Here is a 21581-nt window from a genome sequence, read left to right as displayed (position 1 = left end):
TGAAATTACTTATTAGTATTATACAATATTCAGTTAGTAAATTTCGTCAGTATTTTGATGGAAAATACGAAATTTTGAATAATTGAAAAAATATCGAAATGATTTTATGTAGGGGTAGGCAGTAGATTATGGATTAATATCTCATAAACAAAAAATTTGTACTATATACTGGAAAATCATTTTCATTATGTTTTATTTACCGAAAAAAAATCATCAACCTATGACAAACTATCTAGTTATATTTTGCGGTTTTGTTATAATAATACAAAAGACATAAAAATTTGACAGTTTTTTGATAAATAGAAAGAACTAGAAAGGGGAGAAAGGGATGAAGAAAATTGTATCAATTTTTTCTATGATACTGCTTTTATTTTCCTTCATAATTCCGAAATATAATGAGCAAGCAAAAGCAGATACCGCCAGTACACCTAAAATAAAAGTTTTAGAGATTGTGGATACCGGTTCTTCGAAACTGGCGAGTGTATTAGTCAGCAATATTTATTCGATTACAACTATAACCATGAAACAATTTGTTGCTTCGAGAGATGAACTTGATGGTGAATATGACGCTATTGCCATTCCAGATGGAGGAACATATTCTACCAAAACGGTAGCAGCCTATATCAGTGAACTGAAGCAGCAATATCCTAGTAAAACAGACTATGATATCCGCGCTTTGGCACATAATACAACGAATCTATTAAATGATATTACAAATTTAAGATCTCAGGAAATTATTAACGATTTTATTAATAAAGGTCAACCAGTATTACTTGGTGAGAATAGTATAAATAACAATGGGAATTTGGCGAATTTCACCAAATACTTTAATAAACCTAATGTACTTCACTATAAAGGCAATCAACAGCAGGCAGCAAGTTTACTTTCTAATTTCTTTAGCAATTCCAGTAATCTTGTCAGGCCTAGATTTGCCCTTACTTCAGGCCCATCCGAATTAAGCCAAAAATATAAACCTGGAGATAACCTCCAGTTCAACTTTAATCTTCTGAAGCCATCAAATATTCAGGCAAAGGATCTAAGGGTAAGGTTGTACATAGACTCTGATTTTAATGATAAATATGATCCGTCAGAAATTGTACTTGAACAGCCGATTACAAATACAAGCACGACTATCAGCTATACACTGCCTAGAGGATACAGCGGGATCCGCAATTGGAAGCTTGAAGTCATTGATATGGGGACTAATCTTAAAGATTACCTAAAGGGAACTATTTACTTTGTTGATAAAAGAGTGGATATAAATGTACTTCAAGTAAAAAGAAATGCCAATGATGACTCCAGCCTATTGAGCTCATATAACATGAATCAATCCTACTTAAATCCATCATCAGGCGAATATAAGATTAATATTGATGTAACAAGCATTGATCAGTTTAATAAAAGTGCTGGCGCTACAGCTCCTTATTCTCATGAAACGGTGAATGGCAAGTATGATATGCTGATTTTTGGATTTTCAGATGTTTACAATGAGACAGCTGTACTCAATCCGAATTCAGCAAATTCCATTGAAAACTTTATTAAAACAAATCAAAGCGTCATGTTTACACACGATACGATCTTTAAGAGCAGTTCAACTGATAATAATCTGTGGGTAAGCACTTTTATGAATGATACAGGGCAAATTTCACCGCAAACGAACTTAGGGTACCAGGCACCTAATACGTCTACACAAACAAATAAAGTAAACGATGGGATGATGACAAAATATCCGTTTGTTTTGGGCAAAAATATCCAAATTGCAACCACCCATAATCAGTATTATACGTTAAATTTGGAAGATCCCACTATTACGCCTTGGTATAACATTATTGGAAGCAATAGAGATCCCAACGATAGCTGGAACCATTATTATACGTATTCAAAGGGGAATGTCACCTATTCAGGTACGGGCCATACATCTTCGAGATTCCCAGATGATGAACAAAAATTATTTGTGAATACCATGTACCGAGCTTTCCTTGGGTCGAATCATGCACCTGTTCTTACGGTAATGACACCTAGTGATGGTGATGTTATTCCAGCAAATCAAAAAATTGAGTTGGCTTATAATATCCAGGACTTTGATTTAAAAGATAAGAGTGTTTCGACTCAAGTGTATTTAAATGATAATTTAGTTTATTCAGCAGATAACTTAGCAAATGGTTCCACCGTAGTTCAATCTATTGACCATGGAATGCCAAATGGCGGAACCGCTGTGTTAAAAATTGACGCAATGGATAAGAGCGGGGCAAAGTCTGAGAAAGTGCTGAATCTTACTATACAAAAAGTCACAGCGCCGCTACAAGTCAGCAGGACAGCATCAACAAGTGATATTGTTCCTGTTAATAAGGAAATTAACTTGAATTATTCAATTAATCCGCAAGATCTAACTGGTACAGTCACACAGAAACTTGGAAATACGGTTACCATTTCAGGTATAAAGTATTCGGAGAGCTTCCCAGCGAATATGGATGTTGTTGTACCTGCTGGATTTAGCAAAACAGGCGATCTATCTACCGGTTATACAATTCAAGGGAATCTTCCATCTATTACTTATACGAAATCAGATGATAAATACGTTGCTTCACCAGTAACATTTAATGTCACTGTGATTCCAAGAGAAAAGAATCAATTTACACTGAATAATGCAAGTATTAGTTATCAGGATATAGATAATAGTTCAAAAACAGCTCAATTTAATGCAATTACGGCAAGATCAGATTATGCAATTACTAATATTCAATTGCCTGATAGTGTGGTCTTAAATAAAGGTGTACCGAAAAACTTTGCTTTAGATTTAAAAATATCACCAGAAAATGCAGGGATTAAAGAGATTAAATGGTCAGAGACGACCAATAATACCATTTTGTCGATTGATCCAGATACAGGGGTAGTGACAGCAAATTCGACCGGTGCTGGATACGTTAAGGTAAAAGTAACGGATGTATTTGGCAATGTCAAAGAGGCATCTACCTATGTCACCGTCAGGGTTCCAGTTCAATCTATTAATGTATCAGACCTTACGATGAATGTGGGCGAAACAAAAACACTGCCAATAACAGTAACACCAGATGATGCTAAATATGGAATTACCATTTCAGTAGAAGATCCAAGTCTAGCCACGATCGATAAGGATCAATTTACGATTACGGGACTAAAGTCAGGTACCACCAACTTAATAGTGAGTGGAATAAATGCTGATGGCAATGTCATCACCCAAAAGGCAAAATTAACGATTAACAATGTCCTTGTCAACAATATTTCGGTTCAGCCAAGTGATATTAAACTGAATAAGTTAGATGAATTCACTAACTTTATAGTTAATGTTCAGCCAGATAATGCCACGGATAAGAATTTAATATGGAAGTCGTTAAATCCTTCCATTGCAGATGTATTAGAAAATGGCAGGATTAGAGGGGAATCTACAGGAACAACCAAGATTATCATCACTTCTGAAGACGGAAATGCTCAAACATCTGTGAATGTAACTGTGGGTTCACCGTTAATAGGGGTCATTACGAATCCTCCCGAAATCAGCATTATAAAAGGCGATAATAGTAAAAATGCAAGTAATTTCATAGTGTACAATCCATCGGATGCCACAAATATTAAAGCTGGTATAACATACCAAACCTCCAATAATTATATTGTGGATGTAGATTCAACCGGCCAAATCTTTGCCAAAAGATTAGGAAGTGCTAATATTTCCATCACTGTCCACGATGACGCCGGTAACGCGTATTCTACCATCTTAAAAGTAAATGTCATTGACCAAAATAATGGGAATCAAGGGAATGACAAGTATTAAAATGCATAATAAGAAGCCATGACATTCGTTATGGCTTCTCATTATTTAAACTATAGACTATGTTAAAGTAGGTTGTGGATGATTCCAGTGGTTGATTGAAGCGAAAATCTGCTGCAAAGTTTAACAGAGCCAAACCATCAAAAGGGGCTTCTAAGATGAACAAGACCAAAATATTCAGATTAATTATTACGATCATCATGATTGCCGGAATTATAGTACTACTGATTTTTCAAGGAGTTTTTAATGGCAAATCAAAAGAAGAAAAAGAAAAAGAACTGATTAATGCCATCCATCAGAATGATACAGCCCGAATCCATAAAATGATTGATCAAAAGTACCCGCTTAATTTTCTGTCAAAAGATGGGTTAACGCCATTAGAGACGGCGCTGAATGATCGTTCACTAGAATCAGCTGTCATTCTTTTAAAAAATGGTGCAGAGACAAATAACAAAATTCATTTGCCTTTATTTGTGCAAATTGTTTCGACATTAGATGATTATAGTCATTCGGTCGGAGATCCGTATTATCCTAGAACGATAAAAGAAACGATAAATTTATTGAAACTTGCTAGTAAAAACAAAGGAAACAATATTAATGCAACAAATGATATGGGGAATACAGCATTGCAAATGACAGCCATAACAGGCAATCCTGATATTATCCGTTATTTACTTCAACTAGGCAGCAACCCAATGATTAAAAATAAAACAGAAGAAACGGCACTATTGATTGCTGCAAAGGCAGGAAATTTAGAAGCAGTAAAGGTATTATACAAATACCATCATTCAAATGTAGATATTGATAATGAAGGAAACAGCTTAATCTATGGCGCTGCAATGAACAATAAACTGGAGGTTATCTCCTATCTTCTAAAACAGGATAAGTCGGGAATTAATGTTCAAAATAATGAAGGGAAAACGGCTTTAATGATATCTGCAGAATATGGGTTCCCGGAAATCGTTAAAGTGCTGCTCCAAAATGGGGCAAGTCCAGCATTAAAAAGCAAGGAAGGAAAAACGGCACTGGATTATGCTATGCATTGGAAACATGAAGAGATCATCAAGTTATTAAAAAGAGGCTGACATTTTGTCAGCCTCTAATTTTGTTTCATCAAATCAGTCAACACCTCAAGTTGATCCACTTTTGGCAAACCTTCTGCATGATTTAAAAATAGTTTTTTGTTATTTTGGATGATAAGTCGAGAAGCTTTTTCATCTGTTTCTGGCTCGAAATGTAAATCCGTATTATTATCGTAGGTCTTTCCTCTGAATGCATTGACTTCTAAATTTCCATGAGCAAAAAGCCCGCCGTCAATATTGATGTAAGATCCAATCGCATACACCACTGCATCTGAATTTGTATATAAAAAAGCTTTGATGGAGTTAACCTGATCCAAGTTGGAACTGTCAGGATTAACAAATTTATTTAATTTTGCGATTTCCAGGGTTCCTTGTGACATTAGAATTAATTCACCATTGTCTAAACCGGAAATGTCAACATTATCAATAGTTGTCTTTCCTAATACATACATCGTAGAATTAAATGCCACTTTGCCCTTTATGGAAACATTTCCTGTCACAAGAATATTTCCTGATACATTCATGGTGTCAGTCCCACTGTTCTCGAAATTGGCGTTCCCATTAATGACAAGCCACTTTGAGTTATCGATCGATAGATTATTTGTATCGATATAAGCATCCCCATTATAAATGTAACTCTTTAGTGAATCAGTGTTTTTTAAGTTATTAAAATCAGTAATAACTTGGACATCTGGAGTTCCGCTTTTTGCCGTCTCGTTTATGGAGTCGATTGCCTGATTTACTAATGCTTCGCTAGACAAATTGGAGACATTAAATCCGGGATCGATTATGCCGCAGTTTTTTAATTTATCAATGAATGTCTTTACAATGTCCACTTCAACAAAGTCAGTATCATCTTTTGCAACTGTCGGTGCAATGGGGTCGAACACACTATTTATTTTTGAGGTATCCAGCGGCAGGAAAGCCTGTTTTATTCCACCGTTATAACAATTACCATTTACGTAATTACAATATGAAACATTATTGTCATCAAGAAAAAGGTAATTTTGCGAATTGCTGAGAACGGAAGGAAAAGTAGTAGCAACTTCTTTTTGTGAATCTCCATAAATATATTTTGCTTGATTGCTGATTTCCAAACCGTTTTTCGCATAGATATTTCCTTCTTTTAAATAAAGCGAACCATTAATGGTTAAAATATCTCGTGAACCGATCGCATATTTAAGAAAGCTTGGCATCGGTGTTATGTAAACCGTTTGTTGAAAAGCTGCGCTTTTTTTTGTTTGGCTTGTAACATTTAGAACCCTGGTAAATTGTTTTAAATCAGGCCGGACATCTGTTATTTGATATCCATATGGGTTATTTAAAAGATTGTTTGTAACGAATTGACTAAAATCATCAATGCTCATACCAGGATTATAGTTATTATTCACTGTTGCTTTAATATATGCCACTGCTTCATTTAGATTCCGAATAGCATCAAGATTATCCTCAATGCTTTCTTTTCTGATCTCCGTCCGACTGGCACCATTAATACTGACTGTTAAGATGGAAAGTCCAAGAACCGTGAAAACGAGAAGTATGAGCATAACTGTTAGGAGTGTATAACCTTTTTCCTCTTTTAGCATGAAAATTCCCCTTTAGAAGCCGAATGAACTTTTTAAAATTAATGGTTTCGTATTTATGAAACTGTTATTCTCTGAATTACGATCTTGAAGAACGAGATTTAATGATATCCGTCCATGCTCGCATTTATGAGTGGAATCCTCCATTGTACAAGAACCAAGAGAGATAAAGGAAGTTTCACTATTTGTGCCATCTTGAGTTTCCGTATTAATGGCGTTGGCTGTGTCTATTTTTTTCTTTGAGATGGAAGTATTTTGAGCATTCAATTTTTCGATATAAAATGTTTGATCTTCCTTATAAATAAGTGTGTGATCTTCAATTTCTGTGGAATCCTCTACTAAAAATCCATCTACATTTTTGGGTTTATACCGGATCATTTCAATTCCTTGCGCTCCTGTTTCCGGATTTTCATATTCCGAAACCACATTTGGCGGACTGTTATACATTTCATTAAGGATGATGGTGGCGACGTAATCTGCATCATCTCTAAGCTGCCCTTCAATACCAATTTTTTGATAGAGTTTGATACCAGTTGTAAAGACGCTATAAATGACACCAGATAGGATAGCCGTAATCACTACTGTAGCAACGACCTCAATCAAAGTAAGGCCGCCTTCATTTGTAAGAAGTTTTCTCATTTTTTTATTAAACCCCTTACTGTTCTTGTTTGATCCTTCCAATTGACTTGCACTTCTACACCGATTAAGTAGTTGCTTAAATCCGGATTTGTTCCATTGCTATAATTTTCTACGTTTCTGGACAAAGTAACATTCGTAGAATAATCAACATTATTTATCTTGGTTGAAAAGAATCCTTTACATACTGGTGAATCAAAAACAGAATCATTACAGTTATCTACGGTTAATTGGATTTCATTTGAATTGGAGTTTGCAGGGAAGTATTGATCTTTAATAGTCTGATAGTCCTGCTGTTCCATATAATATAAAACATTCCGTGCCACGTTGATTCCAACAGTCTGATCTTGGTTTCTATTTGTGTAGGAATACGCTTGTGTAAAGTAGGAAAGAAAAGTAGTTGAAATAATTCCTAGGATGGTTATGGAAATTAATACCTCAATGAGGGATAAACCTTTGTTATTTTTGAATAACAGTGACATTTGGGTGGCCGCACCTCCAGTAATAGAGCAAATCAAATTTTTATAGTCAAAACGATTAAATTTTGATGTTAATCAAAAGAAAATATTGTAATATTCCCATTGTTATCTTTCAAAATACCTAAGTTTATTATACAATAATTTTAGTCGAAAAATGTTATTTTAAATAGAGAAACATAGTTAATTGTTTCTTTTTGTCAAATAATCTCATTTAAAAAATAAATTCAATTGGAAAGGGGTGTAGAAATGGAGAACTTTCTTTGGGCATTCGGGTCACTTGTGATCTTAATCCCAATTGTATATTTTTTGCCTCTTGGCATATCCACGCGAGGAAAATGGTTGATCATGTTCCTTTCTTTTTTACTCGGTATTTTAGGACTTTCTGCCCAATCCTTCCTTCCATTATGGGAACTCGCCATTTTGATTTTGATACTTGTTGGACTCGTTTCGTTTATTCTTGATCGAAGAATGGGCGGTATTCTATCCTCTTCGTTTGCAACTGAAGAGGAAGAAGAGCTTCCAATTGTGCAAGAGGATCCGATCGTTGCAGATGAAATGGAATCCACTGTACCGATCTTTATGGAAGAGCTAATGCCCCTTAAGAATGAAGAAGATCGCACAGATGCAGCTCCAGAAGAGATTTTGATATCTACAGATGCTGTATTTAACGCTTTAGGAACTAGTTCAGATGAAAGTAATGCGGTAGATGAACCAACTGAAATGGAAATACTGGAAGATTGGGGAGAACAACATTCTCTTAAGTCTGAAGTGGATATAGAGCCGTTAGCTGATTTACCAATAACAGATGATTTTGAGATGGTTGAATCAAATGGAAATTATTTGGCGGAATTAGAAGAGATGTTGAGCAATACTGATCCTAATACGGATGAGAACGAATCGGCGGCCCTGTTGCATGCTGATATAGAAGAAACTGATACTTTATCTTTAGTTGATACAGAAGGGGCATTAGAACATACTTTAATTGAAAATGATCTGGGGTCCATTCTTGAAGAATTGTTGGTTACGGATCCGTTAGAACCTGTTGGCGAACAGGAGGATATTGACAAGGTTTCTGAAGTTTCTGTTGAAACGGTTGAAACTGATGAATTACGTTTGCATGATTTGGGGCTGCTGGAAGATGAGCTTAATCATTTATATTCTGACCTAATGCCATCTTATATCGAAACTGCTGCAGCAACCGAAATCGTCAAGGTGGAAGAACTGGAAGAGGATTCAAATAGTAATAAAAATATTCCGGCAGAACAAGAACATGAAATAGAGCTTGAGCAGGTGCTTCCTGTCCTTGAGGATGTGATCGGAGCAGAAAATGAAGGATTCGCGCACGATCATGTTACGAGTGTAGAAAATGAATTATTCAATCAACATGATATTAGTGAAATTGAATATGAACAACTTAAACAAGAACCAGTACTTGCAAATGAAAATAATGTTTCAGTTCAATCCTTCGACTTCACAAATGAAGCATCCAATCAAACCAGCGAGAGGAAGATAGAAAGTAATCTTCCAGATGAATTGGAGAATACTGAAACAAAAGAGCAAATGATGTCAATATCACATTCAGGTGCCATCATTTTGCAAAGACAATTATTGCATACTATGGTTTCGCAATTGAAAATTGTCAAAAAGACAATGGATCCATTGGAGTATGAAGCACTAGTTCAAAACCATATGAATGCCAAATTATCTGCCCATGATTACTTTACGTTTGCCAGCATGTTAATTGAGCATTATATTCATACGAAAGATTACATGAAGCTTGAAGCATTAATAAATAATATGATGGTAAAAATAGCTGGATATCCGATCCTTGAAAAACAAGTAGAATTTATCTATAGGCATTATTGCCAAAATAACCAGTAAATTGTCAGTAAGCAATTAAATATATTTCATATATAATAAGATTCGTTACTAATAGAATTAGGTGTGGTGAACAGAATGAAGAAAAGTACGCAAATTACAGAATTGCCGATTATAAATATTTCTGATGGCAGCCAGTTGGGGAAAGTTAAATCATTGGTGATTAATCCTGATAAAGGCTCCGTTGATTTTTTAACTATTGAACATGATGATTGGCAAGTAAGCGTGAAAGCAATTCCGTTTAAAAAAGTAGTCGGTATTGGAGAATATGCTGTTACCATTGAAGCGGAAAGTGCTGTCATTGATTTAAATGAAATCCCTGTCGCTAATCAACTGGTGAACAAAAAAATAAAAATTACCAACACAAAAGTGATGACCCGAAAAGGAGAGCTTTTAGGAGAAGTCCAAGAATATTTTATTGATCAAGAAACAGGTCACATTCTTGGCATGCTGTTAAAAGTGGCAAACCACCAAGTTGTTTTATCAGCAGATATGGTGGTTACCTTTGGAAAAGACATTATCATCGTGAAGGAAGATGCTTCCTCATATTACCTAGACTCTGTGGAAATGTTGGAGAATAATACAGCAAGTGATTCAACAGTTGAAGAAATAGATGTAGCAAACCAGGATCTACAGGAATTAAAATCTAAACAAATTGAGCTGCTGAAGGGGAAAACCTTAGTTCGTGATGTATTAGACCAAAATGGTCATATTCTATTCCCTAAAGGAATGATTCTTACAGCACCAGATATTATCAAAGCTCAGCAAGAAGGTCCTGAAGTGCTAGTGGAATTGTCAATGAATGTGGAAGAATAAGTTCAAGGAGCCGATTGGTGTGAGAAAGATCCCACAAAGCTTAAAGCTTTTTATTGTTCTTATTCTTTGTACTGCCTATGTCTATAGTTTCTCCCACTTAGGGGTAAAGGCATATAGCTTATTCCATTCCAATGCTACTGTTTTTCCGGCAGGTACTTCAGTTGCAACGATCAGTATTGCTGGAGAAACAAAAGATGAGGCAGTAAAACAAATAAATGCGAAAATTTCTGATTGGATCAAAAATTCGAAAATTGTTCTTCGATATAATAATAAATCCATCCCGGTAGATACAGAATCATTTGTATTTAATGCAAAAGCAACTTTAGATCATGTAAATAACGGACAAAATAATCCAGTAAGCACATCCATTAATGAGTCATCATTTACTAAAACGCTAAATTCTTTTCAGTCGAATGTTACATTCAGTCAAATTAATAAGCAAAAACTTATGAACCAGCTTGTGAGCCTTGCGGCAGATTTACATCCTGGTGTTTATGAATTAAGACTGGAAGAATATTTCTCAAACAGTGCAAAGTCCGCTGCTCTCGTCGATGTCAAAATCAATCCAGCAAATGCTCCAGAGGATTTGCCAACTGCGGTTGGTATTCTTAAGTCCATTGATGTGAAAGGACAATCTACCTTCTCACTATTGAGCTTTGCAGAGCAGAAAAAAATGCAAGACTTCTCATCCGATTCCTTGAGTATCATCGCATCAGGTATTTATCAGGCGATCTTACAAACAAACTTCACTATTTTAGAGAGAAATACAAGTCAGGCAGTTCCAGAATATACCTCACCGGGATTTGAAGCGAAAGTAGATCTCCAGAAAAATGACGATTTTGTGTTTGCCAATCCTAATCATAATTCGTATCAAATTGAATTAGAATGGCTTTCAGATGGAATGCATATCACATTATTTGGGCAGAAGTTTGCAAACACTTATAAAATTGATGCTAGAAATATTCAATATTTTTCTCCAAAAACCATTGTTCAATATAGTCCAATCCTAAATCAGGGACAGATAAATGTGCAGGTTGCCGGAAAAAAAGGGTTGTTAGTCAAGGTTTACCGGAAAGAGTATCAAAATGGACTGTTAGTGCATAATGAACTGATTTCAGAAGATTTCTACCCTCCTGTTCCTAGAGTAGAAATCCATCCACTTGTGGAAACTGGCACTTCTTCCAACTTGAGTTCGCCTGATCAAGTTAGTAATGGGGAATCTGGTGCCAATACTTCTAATTCTGTGACCGAGTCTAGTAATGAACAATCTACGAATCAAGCAAACTCTGGAGAAAGCAGTACACAAGAGCCGTCTAATAAATCGGGTACTAAACAACCACCAGTTACAAGCACTAAGTGATATTTGCATAAAAAGGTGTGATGTCAATGATTCAGCCTAGAAAACGCCTTGGAGATTTATTGGTGGAAGCTGGTCTTTTAACAGAAGATCAGCTTCAAACTACATTAAAAGAGAAAACCCCAAATCAAAAGCTGGGGGAGGCATTATTACAAAGAGGTTATATAACGGAGCAACAATTAATAGAAGTACTAGAGTTTCAGCTTGGAATACCACATATTAGTTTATTCCATTATCCGTTTGATACGAAACTATTTACTCTTATTCCAAAAGAAACAGCGAGAAGAAAATTAATCGTTCCGCTTAAACGGGAAGCAAATAAACTTTATGTAGCCATGTGGGATCCAATGGATTTTATTCTGATTGATGACTTGCGTCTGTCGACTGGATTTCATATTGAGCCTGCTATTTCCACAAAAGGTGATATCTTACGAACGATTAATAAATACTATAATGCTGACGATGGTTTGGACGAATTATTGGTTGAATTGCCGCAAAATGAAAGAGGCAGAACGGATGATACTAATGATCAGGATTCGCCGATCGTTAAACTAGTCAATCAGATTTTAACAAACGCTGTGATCCAACGTGCAAGTGACATCCATATTGATCCGCAGGAAACTAAAATTCTTGTTCGTTATCGAATTGACGGGGTCTTAAGGATCGATCGCATTCTACCGCAATCCATGTTAAGTGTTTTAACCGCCAGAATTAAAATTATGGCTAATCTTGATATAACCGAACACCGTATTCCTCAAGATGGACGAATTAATTTGAATCTTGAGTTTCATCCGATCGATTTGCGGGTTTCCACACTTCCCACAGTTTATGGCGAAAAAATTGTTATGCGGCTTCTTGATATGAGCTCAACTTTAAGTGATATTAATAAGATCGGTTTTAATGCGCTTAATTTAAAGCGGTTTACCGAACTAATTGAGAAACCAACAGGGATCGTTCTTATCACCGGGCCAACGGGCTCAGGTAAATCTTCGACCCTTTATGCAGCACTTAACAAAATAAATAATGATGAGGTCAATATTATTACGATCGAGGATCCAGTAGAATACCAGCTGGAAGGAATCAGCCAAGTACAAGTGAATCAAAATGTCGGTATGACCTTTGCAGCCGGTCTGCGTTCTATTCTTCGTCAAGATCCTAATATTATTATGGTGGGAGAAATTCGGGATACTGAAACAGCTGAAGTCGCCATTCGTGCTTCGCTGACTGGACATTTAGTATTAAGTACCTTGCATACAAATGATTCGATTGGTACGGTTACACGGCTCCTTGATATGGGGGTAGAACCGTTCATGCTGGCATCTTCACTGGCTGGTATCGTAGCTCAGCGTCTCGTTCGAAGAGTATGCCGCGACTGTATGGAAGCACAAGAACCATCGAAACGCGAGATTGAAATTTTCGCCAAGAGAGGTTTGAAAATTGAAAAAATACATCGGGGGAAAGGTTGTTCCTCTTGTAATATGACCGGCTATAAAGGCAGGATTGCCTTGCATGAAGTTCTGGTTATTAATGAAGAGATTCGTCGTTCTATTATGAATGGGGAATCATTTCAAAGAATAAAAGAAATTGCGATAAAGAATAAAACCATCTTTTTGCTTGATGATGGACTATTAAAGGTTAAACAAGGCTTAACAACAACTGAAGAAGTTTTACGTGTAGCCATGCTGGAGTAGGAGATAGAGATGATGAAGGAAAAAATAGATGCAATATTAAAAGCTGCTGTTGAATATAAAGCTTCAGATGTGCATTTATCAGTTGGGGTTCCGCCTGTTATGCGTATCAATGGCGATTTAAAAAGATACGGAACCGAGAAATTGCTGCCTGCAGATACAGAAGGTATGGCAAAAGCAATAATACCTGAAGATAAGTGGGAGTTATTTAAATCAAAGGGTGAGCTGGATTTTTCCTATGGCTCTCCTGGAATATCCCGGTTTAGGGTCAATGCCTTCCACCAGCGCAAAAGTATATCACTAGCATTAAGAACGGTGTCATCCAGAACACCAACGATTGAAGAACTGGACTTGCCGGAAATCATTACAAAGTTAATCGAAAAACCACATGGTCTTATTTTGGTTACCGGTCCAACAGGAAGCGGTAAATCGACTACGCTTGCCTCGATGATCGATTATATGAACCGGACCATGCGGAAGCATATCATTACATTGGAAGATCCCATTGAATATCTGCATCGGCACGGCAATTCCATCATCGACCAGCGTGAAATAGGCTATGATACGATGACATATGCGGCTGGATTGAAAGCAGCACTTAGACAAGACCCTGATGTTATTCTTTTGGGAGAGATGCGGGATCTGGAGACGATTTCGACTGCGATTACCGCAGCAGAAACAGGTCACCTTGTTTTGGGGACACTCCATACTTCAAGCGCACCGACTACGATTAACCGGGTTATTGATGTTTTTCCATCTGGCCAGCAGCCGCAAGTACGGACCCAGTTAGCATCTGTGTTGGTTGGAATTATTTCACAGCGTCTTTTCCCAACATCAGATCAAAAAGGCCGAAAAGCGGCAACAGAAGTATTGGTAAATAACCCGGCAATAGCGAATTTGATCAGGAACGAAAAAATTCATCAAATTCAAAGTACGCTCCAGACTTCTAGAGCACAGGGGATGCATACACTTGAAATGAGTATTCGAGAATTGATTGATCGTGGAATTATTGAAAAGGATGCAGCAGTTCAATATTTACATGAAAAGATGATGCAAAATGGCTAGGTTTAAATATTCAGGGCGCGATCGAACCGGGAAAAAGCAAGGGATTATACAAGCAGGTTCACGAAGAGATGCATTGGCAAAGCTAAAGGAAGATGGAATTCGAGTCATTGAAATGACGGAACTACCGGAAACTTTTTTAACAAAAGATCTTTCTATTGGAAATCCAGTGAAACTCCAGCATTTTGTGATCTATTTACGACAGTTCGCTACTTTGCTAAAAGCAGGGGTTACTGTTGTTGAAGCGACAGCGATCATGGCGCTGCAAACGGAAAGTAAAGCATTAAAGAAGGCGCTATTGGACGTGGAAGGGGAATTAAGGGAAGGAAAAGCTTTATCAGACGCTGTTTCCAACCATAAAAAAATCTTTAACTCGATGTTTATCAATATGGTAAAATCCGGCGAAGTGAGCGGTAATTTAGACGTAACGCTTGACCGGTTAGCAGAGCATTTTGAAAAGCAGCATTTTACTAGACAGAAAATAGTTGCAGCTCTTTCTTATCCCATTGTTGTCGCGATTGTGGCGGTGGCAGTCGTTATTTTCTTACTTGTTTCTGTTGTTCCAACTTTTGTTACAATGTTTAGCGATCTTCATGGAAAACTGCCGGCTATCACAAGGTTTGTGTTATCGGCAAGCGGTTTTATGCAGTCATACTGGTGGCTGATTGCCATTTTGATAATTCTTTTCGTTATTTTGTTCACGTATTTGAAAAGTAATTTAAAAACCAAGTATTATTTGGATTATGCGGCATTAAGGATGCCAATATTTGGGCCATTAGTTCAAAAAGCGGCGTTGGCAAGAATGATGAGAACTCTCAGTTCATTATTCTCAAGTTCTGTACCCATTTTGCAAGCCATGGTAATTGTCGAAAAGGTCGTGGAAAACGAAGTAATTGCCAAAGTTATACAGGGATCACGTGCATCCCTAGAAAAGGGACAATCCATGACAGAACCAATGAAAAAGCATTGGGCTTTTCCTCCGCTTGTAACGCAAATGATTAAAATTGGCGAGGAAACAGGGGCTCTTGATGCCATGTTATCAAAAATTGCCGAGTTTTATGAAAAAGAGGTTGAGACGGGGACAGATCGGCTAAAGTCTTTAATTGAGCCGGTCATGATCGTTATCCTAGCTAGTCTAGTTGGGACGATCGTAACAGCGATTATGATTCCAATGTTTGATATTTTCAACCAATTTCAACAAGTAAACAAATAGGTCAAAATACCGAAAATCTATTCAAAGAATTCAAATAGTTAGACTCATGTTACTGAGCGTATCATTTTATTTTATTTGAGGGAGGTGACTAGGTGTTAAAAAAGGCTAGAGATCAAAAAGGGATGACCCTAATTGAATTGCTGGCGGTAGTGGTCATTCTTGGAATCATCTCAGCGATCGCCATTCCATCAATATTGGGTTTAATCGATAATTCGAAAAAAGACGCTCATATCGCGAATGCCCGGCAGATGATCGATGCTGCTAAAAGGGTCATATCTTCTGAACGAACGGCAATGCCATCAGCAGGCAATAGTAAAATCATTCCCTTGCAATATTTTGAGAATGGCGGGTATTTAGAAACGGTTAAAGATCCCGACGGCAACAATAGTAGTTATACTACAAAAGGTACTTCCATTTCTGATTTAACAGGAACTGATGTTTCAAAAGCGCCTACAAATGATTCCTATGTATTAATTGTCAACCCATCAAATGGGAGTTTGGTCTATTATGTCCGGCTTGTTAACTCGGCAAGAGGGATTCAGACAGAAAGTAAGGCTCCTGTTGCTGAGTCTGATTTATCAAGGGATAATATTCATTAAGAATACGGATTATTAGCAAACTAATAAACTTAAAATGCCATATTTTTATCAAAAAAATTATTTGATAAAATGTTATGCTAATATATAGACAGAAATGGATAAAAAAAGACAAAAACATCAAATTTTTGTTTTATCTACTGATTATTTAAAGTATAATAGAGAAGACTATTGTACTAGGTTAAAAGAACTATAAGGAGATGAAGATATGTTACAAATCATGAAGAAAAAACTTAAAGATCAAAAAGGGATGACCTTAATCGAACTATTGGCCGTTATTGTTATTTTGGGGATTATTTCTGCCATTGCGATCCCTAGTATTTTAGGGTTGATTGATAATAGTAAAAAGGATGCGCATGTAGCCAATGCACGACAAATGATTAACTCTGCGAAATTGGCTGTTACAGGGGATTCGACACTACAACCTGCTAATGGAGCTACAGTTTATGTTACATTAAAGTATTTAGAAGATAAGGGATATGTTGAAACAGTTAAAGATCCAGATGGAACTAATAGTGGATATGCTGTAGGAGATGGAACTGCGGGATCGTCTAAACCTTCTAGTGGTTCATATGTTCAAATTTCTGCAGATAGTTCAGGGAAACTCTCATACTCTGTATTTCTGACAAATGGTACCAGATCTGTAAAGAATACCGATGGTACTCCAGTTTCTGAAGATAAATTATCCAGAGATAGTGTTAATTAAGTCAAATAGACTATGAACACAATTCTCTTAATCATATTTTTTCTATACGGTATCACCCTAGGCTCCTTCTTCAATGTGGTCGGCCTTCGGGTTCCTGTGAAAAAATCAATAGTAAAACCACGGTCTGCCTGCCCAACTTGCGGGCACAAGTTAACAGCATTAGAATTAATACCAGTATTTTCGTATTTGATGCAAAAGGGGAAATGCCGCGGCTGTCAGTCGCGGATTTCTCCTATCTATCCAATGATGGAATTCCTTACAGGATTATTATTCGCTATTACTCCAAATATAATAGGATGGTCAGGGGAGTTATTCGTAGCCTTAACACTCATTTCAATGTTCATGATTATTGTAGTCTCCGATATTCAGTATATGATCATCCCTGATAAAATTCTTATTTGGTTTGCAGGGATTTTTTTATTGGAGCGGATCATGTGGCCGCTTTCTCCATGGTGGGACAGCCTTCTTGGGGCCGCTGCCGGTTTTGTTCTTCTTCTTGTGATTGCTATCATCACCAAAGGTGGTATGGGGGGCGGTGATATTAAGCTTTATGGATTACTGGGACTTGTGCTGGGAATAAAACTTGTCCTTCTCTCATTTTTTCTCTCCACTTTCTTTGGAGCGGTGTTTGGCGGATTGGCTCTCCTGCTTAGTATCGTTAAACGGCGTCAGCCCATTCCGTTTGGTCCATTTATTGCTGCAGGAACATTGACAGCCTATTTTTGGGGTTCAGACATTATACAAATATATCTAACATTTCTTAATCACGGATTTTAAATAAGGGGTTTTTAACATGGCTTTTTCCCTGCTTACACCCAAAAAAAGAATAATCAACATCATCATAAATGACCATTCCATTCGCTATTTGGAATTGAAGCAAGCTCAGCCCTTGACTGTACTTAAATGGGGAGAACGCATTTTGCCGCCAGGATTAATCCAAGAAGGGAAAATTGCTGATTACGAATCATTGGTAAATATCCTGGAAGAATGTATTGATGAATGGAAAATATCACGGCGATCAATTCGATTTATCGTTCCCGACCAAATGGTGATCATCCGGAAAGTATCGGTTCCATCTGATATCGAGGATGATGAAATTAAGGGATACTTATATTTGGAGTTAGGCTCGACGATTCACTTGCCCTATGAGGAACCCGTATTTGATATCCATCTAATGGGAGATAACGGAAAAACCAAAGATGTCTTGTTATTCGCGGCGCCAGAACAGCAAGTATCCGAATATGTTCATTTATTTAATCAGGTAAAACTTCAACCGCTTGCAGCAGATATTTCGCCGCTAGCATTATATCGTGTATATGATCAGCTGGATCAGGCAGATCATGAAGAAGCGCTTTTTACTATTCAGTTTGATTTATCCAGCGTAAATTTCTGCATTTTTGAAGGAACAGTTCCACTTGTCATGAGACAATTTTCGCTGCCGTATGATTGGGAAACATGGGAAATCAAACCCGGATCACTGGGCAAGCAGGAATACAAATATAAAGGCAATAAGGAAGAATTAGATATAACATTTGACGAAATATATCGAGAAATTAGTAAATTGTTAGACTTTTATAAGTATGCATTAAAAGAAAAAAAGAAGGAAATCACAAAGTTTCTTGTGCAAGGTGATCATCCGATGTTAAAGGATATTGCAGATGAAGTGGCAGAGAGATTTGAAATTCCCGTATTGACACTCTATAACGAGGCAAATTCGAAGGGGAAAACGGGGGGCGTGCCGGCTAATCTGTTATTAACACTGGGTCTCGCGTTAAAAGGGGTGACATAATGTTAGTAGAAATCAACCTGCTCCCAGAAAAAGAACCGAAAAAATATCGATTTTGGATCTTTGCTTCTGGTTTAGGCGCCCTTTTCTTAATTTTTGGCTGCTATTTTTATTTCCAAATTCAATCTGTTAAATCAAGTATCGAATCAGTTGATCAGCAGATTTCACAAACTCAAAAGATAGAAGAACAAATCAGTAGTAAGCCCTCAAATAGTGCTAATAATACGTCAGTCAGCCAATTAAAGGCTGCTGTTGATTGGGCAAAGAATTACCCTATCCAAACCATTCCTGTTATGCAGCATCTTGTTGCATTGCTGCCTGAACGCGGATTTATTCAGAATTTCACCTATGCAGATTCAGGAGATATCAAGCTCAGCGTTCAATTTGATTTACCAAGTGACGCGGCCTACTTTTTAGATAATCTCAATGCTGCCAAATGGATTAGTGGTGCAAGTCTTACATTACTTACAGCCGGCAGCAACGCGAATTCGGCTGATTCAAGTACTGCAGCCAATAGTAGTACTGCATCAGCGGCAAGTACTAATAACCAAACAGATCATACAACTACAGCGTCAAGTCAGACGAATAGTTCTACAGCTGGAAATACTTCTGCTCCAGTAAGCTCTGCGGTGAATACAGGAGTACAAACTACTTCTTCCGGAAGTTCTGCTGATTCTATATCGAATGATTATATGCCGCGTTATACAGGTCAATTTACCATTACATTAAATAAGGATGCGGCCAAGAAACTGATGGAACAGGGACAGAATGATGGGACTGCTGAGCAGGGAGTGAATGGATCATGAAGCTTCATTTCTCAAAAAAACTAATTGTGTCCATCGGTATTCTTTTATTAGTTTTATTCATTGTCTATTTCCAGTTTTTTTATTTAGTTCCATTAAAAAACGATTTGACACAAAAGCAGCAGAGTTTAAGTTCCGAACAAAAAGTTTTGAATACGATTTCTCGGAATGCTTCTGCTAAGGCTGCTTCCTCCGTAACGATGGAAAATACGACTGACTTACAGCAGAAAGTTCCAGTAAAACCTATGCAGGATCAGTTTATCCTGGATCTGGAAAAGGCGGAGACAATTTCTAATAGTACGATCAAATCAATGAGTTTTTCACAGGATAATGACACAGCAACCAATACACAAAATACGAATCAAAGCAGTAATTCAAGCGGGACAACTGGTCAAACTGCTACAAATCAAGGAACTGCCAATCAACAGTCATCAAATGTGCTCCCGTCATCTATAAAAAAGCTGACGGTGCAATTATCAGTGGAATCACCATCCTATGATCAGTTTGAAACGTTTATTTCCACGCTTGAATCTTTAAAACGAATTGTGGTAGTGGAGGCAATAAATTATACTGGAGATCTGGAAATCACGAATCTTAACCAAACGATCCAGCCTTTTTCCTTTAATCTTACGGTTTCTGCCTATTATATGCCGAATTTAGAAGAGTTACAGGCACAGCTGCCAAAAGTGAATGCTCCTGCACCTGCTGGGAAGGATAATCCTCTGGCGCAATTTCCAACTGTAATGAGTAATTAGAATGATGACAATCGATAAATTTTTTGGCGAAACTCTATGATAACAAGACGACAAAAGTCTTGTTATTTTTTTTATCAAATATGATAGGATGGAAGAAATTACCCTATAAAAAGAGAAAGGAGAACGAAATGTGGACAACCCTAAAAAAGGCGGTACGATCAAGATTAGAATAAACGGAGATCAGAAAACATTTCAAGAAAATCTCCAAAGCAGCGAACCACAAGCAGATCAAAAGCCGAATCTTAGAGTGATAAAAATAAGTCCTGACCCGCCAAGTTCTGATGTTGTTTCAGAAACGGCAGCAGCACAAGAGTCGGCTGATGAAAGTTTTGATTGGGTGATTCCCGAATCTTCTAATGATGAATTCGAACCATACATGGTCAATAAGAATCCATTATCCAAAAAAGGTGGGCAAAAGAACATTGCATCATTTACGCCTTTTGCCAAAAAGAAAAATGGCAGAGCCATTGGGCCTGTCTTTGTTTCTGCTTTTTTTGCCATTTTAGTTGGAACCGCAATCGGTATTTTTATGCTGAAGCTGGTGATCAATGAGCCGGGGAAAAAAACGCAGACGGTGCCTGCTGTGACAGAAGAATCCGGCAAGACAAATGGAACTGCTGACAGTGGAAAATCGGTATCCGCATCCATTGAGCAAATGACTACATATATCGTCCAGGGCGGAATTTATTCATCTCAGGATGGAGCCAAAGATACAGTGAATCAGCTTAATGCAAAACAGATTCCTGCGAAAATTATTGACATGAACGGAAAGACCTATATCTTCCTTGGTGTTGCTGATTCAATTGAAACAGCTAAGTCATTATGTGATCAATATAAACAGAACGGTGCAGAAGATGCATTTGCCAAACCACTTCTCGTTGATGGAAAGAAACTTTCTGGCATCACATCAACAGAAAAGACTTTCATTGAGACCATGCCGGCAATCTATAAATCACTTTCCAATGCTGCCTCAGCTGCTCTCACTGCCAATGCTCTCCCAGAAGATTCTCTGAAAGCAATAACCGCATTACAGAAACAATTAACATCAAAAGATGTCAAGAACAGCAAAGTGAAAAAAATGCAGGATGAATTAATCAGTGCAAATGAAAACATCATGTCATTTCAAAAAAGTAAAGATTCGAAGAGTTTAAATGATGCAGAACAGCACCTGTTAAATTACTTATCGTACTATTTTTCTTTGTAATTTTAGAAGCATAAACCTTGTCATAGACAATTTTCCGGGAAATAAAGCCTGTTTGGATAGGCAGGCTTTTTTATGTATGAAAAAATGAATATAGAAAAAACTTGCATAATTTGACATAAATCATCAAAATTT

Annotated in this window: 18 protein-coding genes; 15 read left to right on the top strand and 3 right to left on the bottom strand. The window is 37.1% G+C overall.

Translation table 11 applies throughout. From position 1 onward, the window contains the following. The first annotated feature begins 328 nt into the window (after positions 1-328). Complete coding sequence (locus HPT25_RS00635) at positions 329-3808, top strand: Ig-like domain-containing protein (protein ID WP_173058555.1); 3480 nt, start codon at positions 329-331, stop codon at positions 3806-3808. Positions 3809-3963: 155 nt separating this feature from the next. Next, positions 3964-4890, top strand: a complete 927-nt coding sequence (locus HPT25_RS00630; protein ID WP_173058552.1) for an ankyrin repeat domain-containing protein — start codon at positions 3964-3966, stop codon at positions 4888-4890. A gap of 14 nt (positions 4891-4904) precedes the next feature. Here HPT25_RS00630 and HPT25_RS00625 read toward each other — a convergent pair whose 3' ends face one another. Genes HPT25_RS00625 through HPT25_RS00615 form a run of 3 tightly spaced genes read right to left on the bottom strand, consistent with a single transcriptional unit; the run spans position 4905 to position 7588 of the window. Then, positions 4905-6473, bottom strand: coding sequence for a hypothetical protein (locus HPT25_RS00625; RefSeq protein ID WP_173058549.1), 1569 nt, complete (start codon positions 6471-6473; stop codon positions 4905-4907). Between the two features lie 12 nt (positions 6474-6485). Further along, positions 6486-7109: a pilus assembly FimT family protein gene (locus HPT25_RS00620; protein ID WP_173058546.1), complete on the bottom strand. Its 624-nt coding sequence runs from the start codon at positions 7107-7109 to the stop codon at positions 6486-6488. Then, a complete protein-coding gene (locus HPT25_RS00615; RefSeq protein ID WP_173058543.1) occupies positions 7106-7588 on the bottom strand; it encodes a type II secretion system protein in 483 nt (160 codons plus the stop codon). The genes HPT25_RS00620 and HPT25_RS00615 overlap by 4 nt, the downstream gene beginning before the upstream one ends. Before the next feature lie 243 nt (positions 7589-7831). Here HPT25_RS00615 and HPT25_RS00610 point away from each other — a divergent pair, with 243 nt between their 5' ends. The 13 genes from HPT25_RS00610 (at position 7832) to HPT25_RS29215 (ending at position 21449) form a co-directional block, all read left to right on the top strand. Beyond that, the gene (locus tag HPT25_RS00610; RefSeq protein ID WP_173058540.1) at positions 7832-9466 is read left to right on the top strand and encodes a hypothetical protein; all 1635 of its coding nucleotides are present in this window, start codon (positions 7832-7834) and stop codon (positions 9464-9466) included. Positions 9467-9541: 75 nt separating this feature from the next. Further along, a complete protein-coding gene (locus HPT25_RS00605; protein ID WP_173058537.1) occupies positions 9542-10279 on the top strand; it encodes a PRC-barrel domain-containing protein in 738 nt (245 codons plus the stop codon). A gap of 19 nt (positions 10280-10298) precedes the next feature. Next, entirely contained in the window at positions 10299-11639 is a 1341-nt protein-coding gene (locus HPT25_RS29220) for a G5 domain-containing protein (RefSeq protein WP_173058534.1), read from the top strand. Positions 11640-11665: 26 nt separating this feature from the next. Next, on the top strand, positions 11666-13327 hold the full coding sequence (locus HPT25_RS00595; RefSeq protein WP_173058532.1) for a GspE/PulE family protein: 1662 nt from the start codon (positions 11666-11668) through the stop codon (positions 13325-13327). A 12-nt stretch (positions 13328-13339) separates the two neighbouring features. Further along, on the top strand, positions 13340-14389 hold the full coding sequence (locus HPT25_RS00590) for a type IV pilus twitching motility protein PilT (RefSeq protein ID WP_173070775.1): 1050 nt from the start codon (positions 13340-13342) through the stop codon (positions 14387-14389). Beyond that, complete coding sequence (locus HPT25_RS00585; protein WP_173058529.1) at positions 14382-15599, top strand: type II secretion system F family protein; 1218 nt, start codon at positions 14382-14384, stop codon at positions 15597-15599. The genes HPT25_RS00590 and HPT25_RS00585 overlap by 8 nt, the downstream gene beginning before the upstream one ends. A 92-nt stretch (positions 15600-15691) precedes the next feature. Beyond that, entirely contained in the window at positions 15692-16198 is a 507-nt protein-coding gene (locus tag HPT25_RS00580; RefSeq protein ID WP_173058526.1) for a type II secretion system protein, read from the top strand. A 214-nt stretch (positions 16199-16412) separates the two neighbouring features. After that, positions 16413-16901, top strand: coding sequence for a type II secretion system protein (locus HPT25_RS00575; RefSeq protein WP_173070773.1), 489 nt, complete (start codon positions 16413-16415; stop codon positions 16899-16901). A gap of 12 nt (positions 16902-16913) precedes the next feature. Continuing rightward, positions 16914-17678 carry a prepilin peptidase gene (locus HPT25_RS00570; protein ID WP_173058523.1) on the top strand — a complete coding sequence of 255 codons (765 nt, stop codon included), beginning with the start codon at positions 16914-16916 and terminating at the stop codon, positions 17676-17678. A 16-nt stretch (positions 17679-17694) separates the two neighbouring features. Beyond that, entirely contained in the window at positions 17695-18690 is a 996-nt protein-coding gene (gene pilM, locus HPT25_RS00565) for a type IV pilus biogenesis protein PilM (RefSeq protein ID WP_173058520.1), read from the top strand. Then, entirely contained in the window at positions 18690-19493 is an 804-nt protein-coding gene (locus tag HPT25_RS00560; RefSeq protein WP_173058517.1) for a PilN domain-containing protein, read from the top strand. Before pilM ends, HPT25_RS00560 begins: the two co-directional genes overlap by 1 nt. Continuing rightward, positions 19490-20245: a pilus assembly protein PilO gene (locus tag HPT25_RS00555; RefSeq protein WP_173058514.1), complete on the top strand. Its 756-nt coding sequence runs from the start codon at positions 19490-19492 to the stop codon at positions 20243-20245. Before HPT25_RS00560 ends, HPT25_RS00555 begins: the two co-directional genes overlap by 4 nt. A 130-nt stretch (positions 20246-20375) precedes the next feature. Further along, a complete protein-coding gene (locus tag HPT25_RS29215) occupies positions 20376-21449 on the top strand; it encodes an SPOR domain-containing protein (protein WP_173058511.1) in 1074 nt (357 codons plus the stop codon). Positions 21450-21581 lie beyond the last annotated feature (132 nt).

The organism is Neobacillus endophyticus (assembly GCF_013248975.1).
GTDB classification, from domain to species: domain Bacteria; phylum Bacillota; class Bacilli; order Bacillales; family Cytobacillaceae; genus Neobacillus; species Neobacillus endophyticus.
Note: the sequence above shows the minus strand (reverse complement) of the source record. Positions and strands in the feature narration are given on the sequence as shown.

Excerpts from the sequence above, each read along its gene's own strand:
- HPT25_RS00635 (WP_173058555.1), top strand. The coding sequence starts at position 329 with ATGAAGAAAATTGTATCAATTTTTTCTATGATACTGCTTTTATTTTCC.
- HPT25_RS00630 (WP_173058552.1), top strand. The coding sequence starts at position 3,964 with ATGAACAAGACCAAAATATTCAGATTAATTATTACGATCATCATGATT.
- HPT25_RS00625 (WP_173058549.1), bottom strand. The coding sequence starts at position 6,473 with ATGCTAAAAGAGGAAAAAGGTTATACACTCCTAACAGTTATGCTCATA.
- HPT25_RS00620 (WP_173058546.1), bottom strand. The coding sequence starts at position 7,109 with ATGAGAAAACTTCTTACAAATGAAGGCGGCCTTACTTTGATTGAGGTC.
- HPT25_RS00615 (WP_173058543.1), bottom strand. The coding sequence starts at position 7,588 with ATGTCACTGTTATTCAAAAATAACAAAGGTTTATCCCTCATTGAGGTA.
- HPT25_RS00610 (WP_173058540.1), top strand. The coding sequence starts at position 7,832 with ATGGAGAACTTTCTTTGGGCATTCGGGTCACTTGTGATCTTAATCCCA.
- HPT25_RS00605 (WP_173058537.1), top strand. The coding sequence starts at position 9,542 with ATGAAGAAAAGTACGCAAATTACAGAATTGCCGATTATAAATATTTCT.
- HPT25_RS00595 (WP_173058532.1), top strand. The coding sequence starts at position 11,666 with ATGATTCAGCCTAGAAAACGCCTTGGAGATTTATTGGTGGAAGCTGGT.
- HPT25_RS00590 (WP_173070775.1), top strand. The coding sequence starts at position 13,340 with ATGAAGGAAAAAATAGATGCAATATTAAAAGCTGCTGTTGAATATAAA.
- HPT25_RS00585 (WP_173058529.1), top strand. The coding sequence starts at position 14,382 with ATGGCTAGGTTTAAATATTCAGGGCGCGATCGAACCGGGAAAAAGCAA.
- HPT25_RS00570 (WP_173058523.1), top strand. The coding sequence starts at position 16,914 with ATGAACACAATTCTCTTAATCATATTTTTTCTATACGGTATCACCCTA.
- pilM (WP_173058520.1), top strand. The coding sequence starts at position 17,695 with ATGGCTTTTTCCCTGCTTACACCCAAAAAAAGAATAATCAACATCATC.
- HPT25_RS00560 (WP_173058517.1), top strand. The coding sequence starts at position 18,690 with ATGTTAGTAGAAATCAACCTGCTCCCAGAAAAAGAACCGAAAAAATAT.
- HPT25_RS00555 (WP_173058514.1), top strand. The coding sequence starts at position 19,490 with ATGAAGCTTCATTTCTCAAAAAAACTAATTGTGTCCATCGGTATTCTT.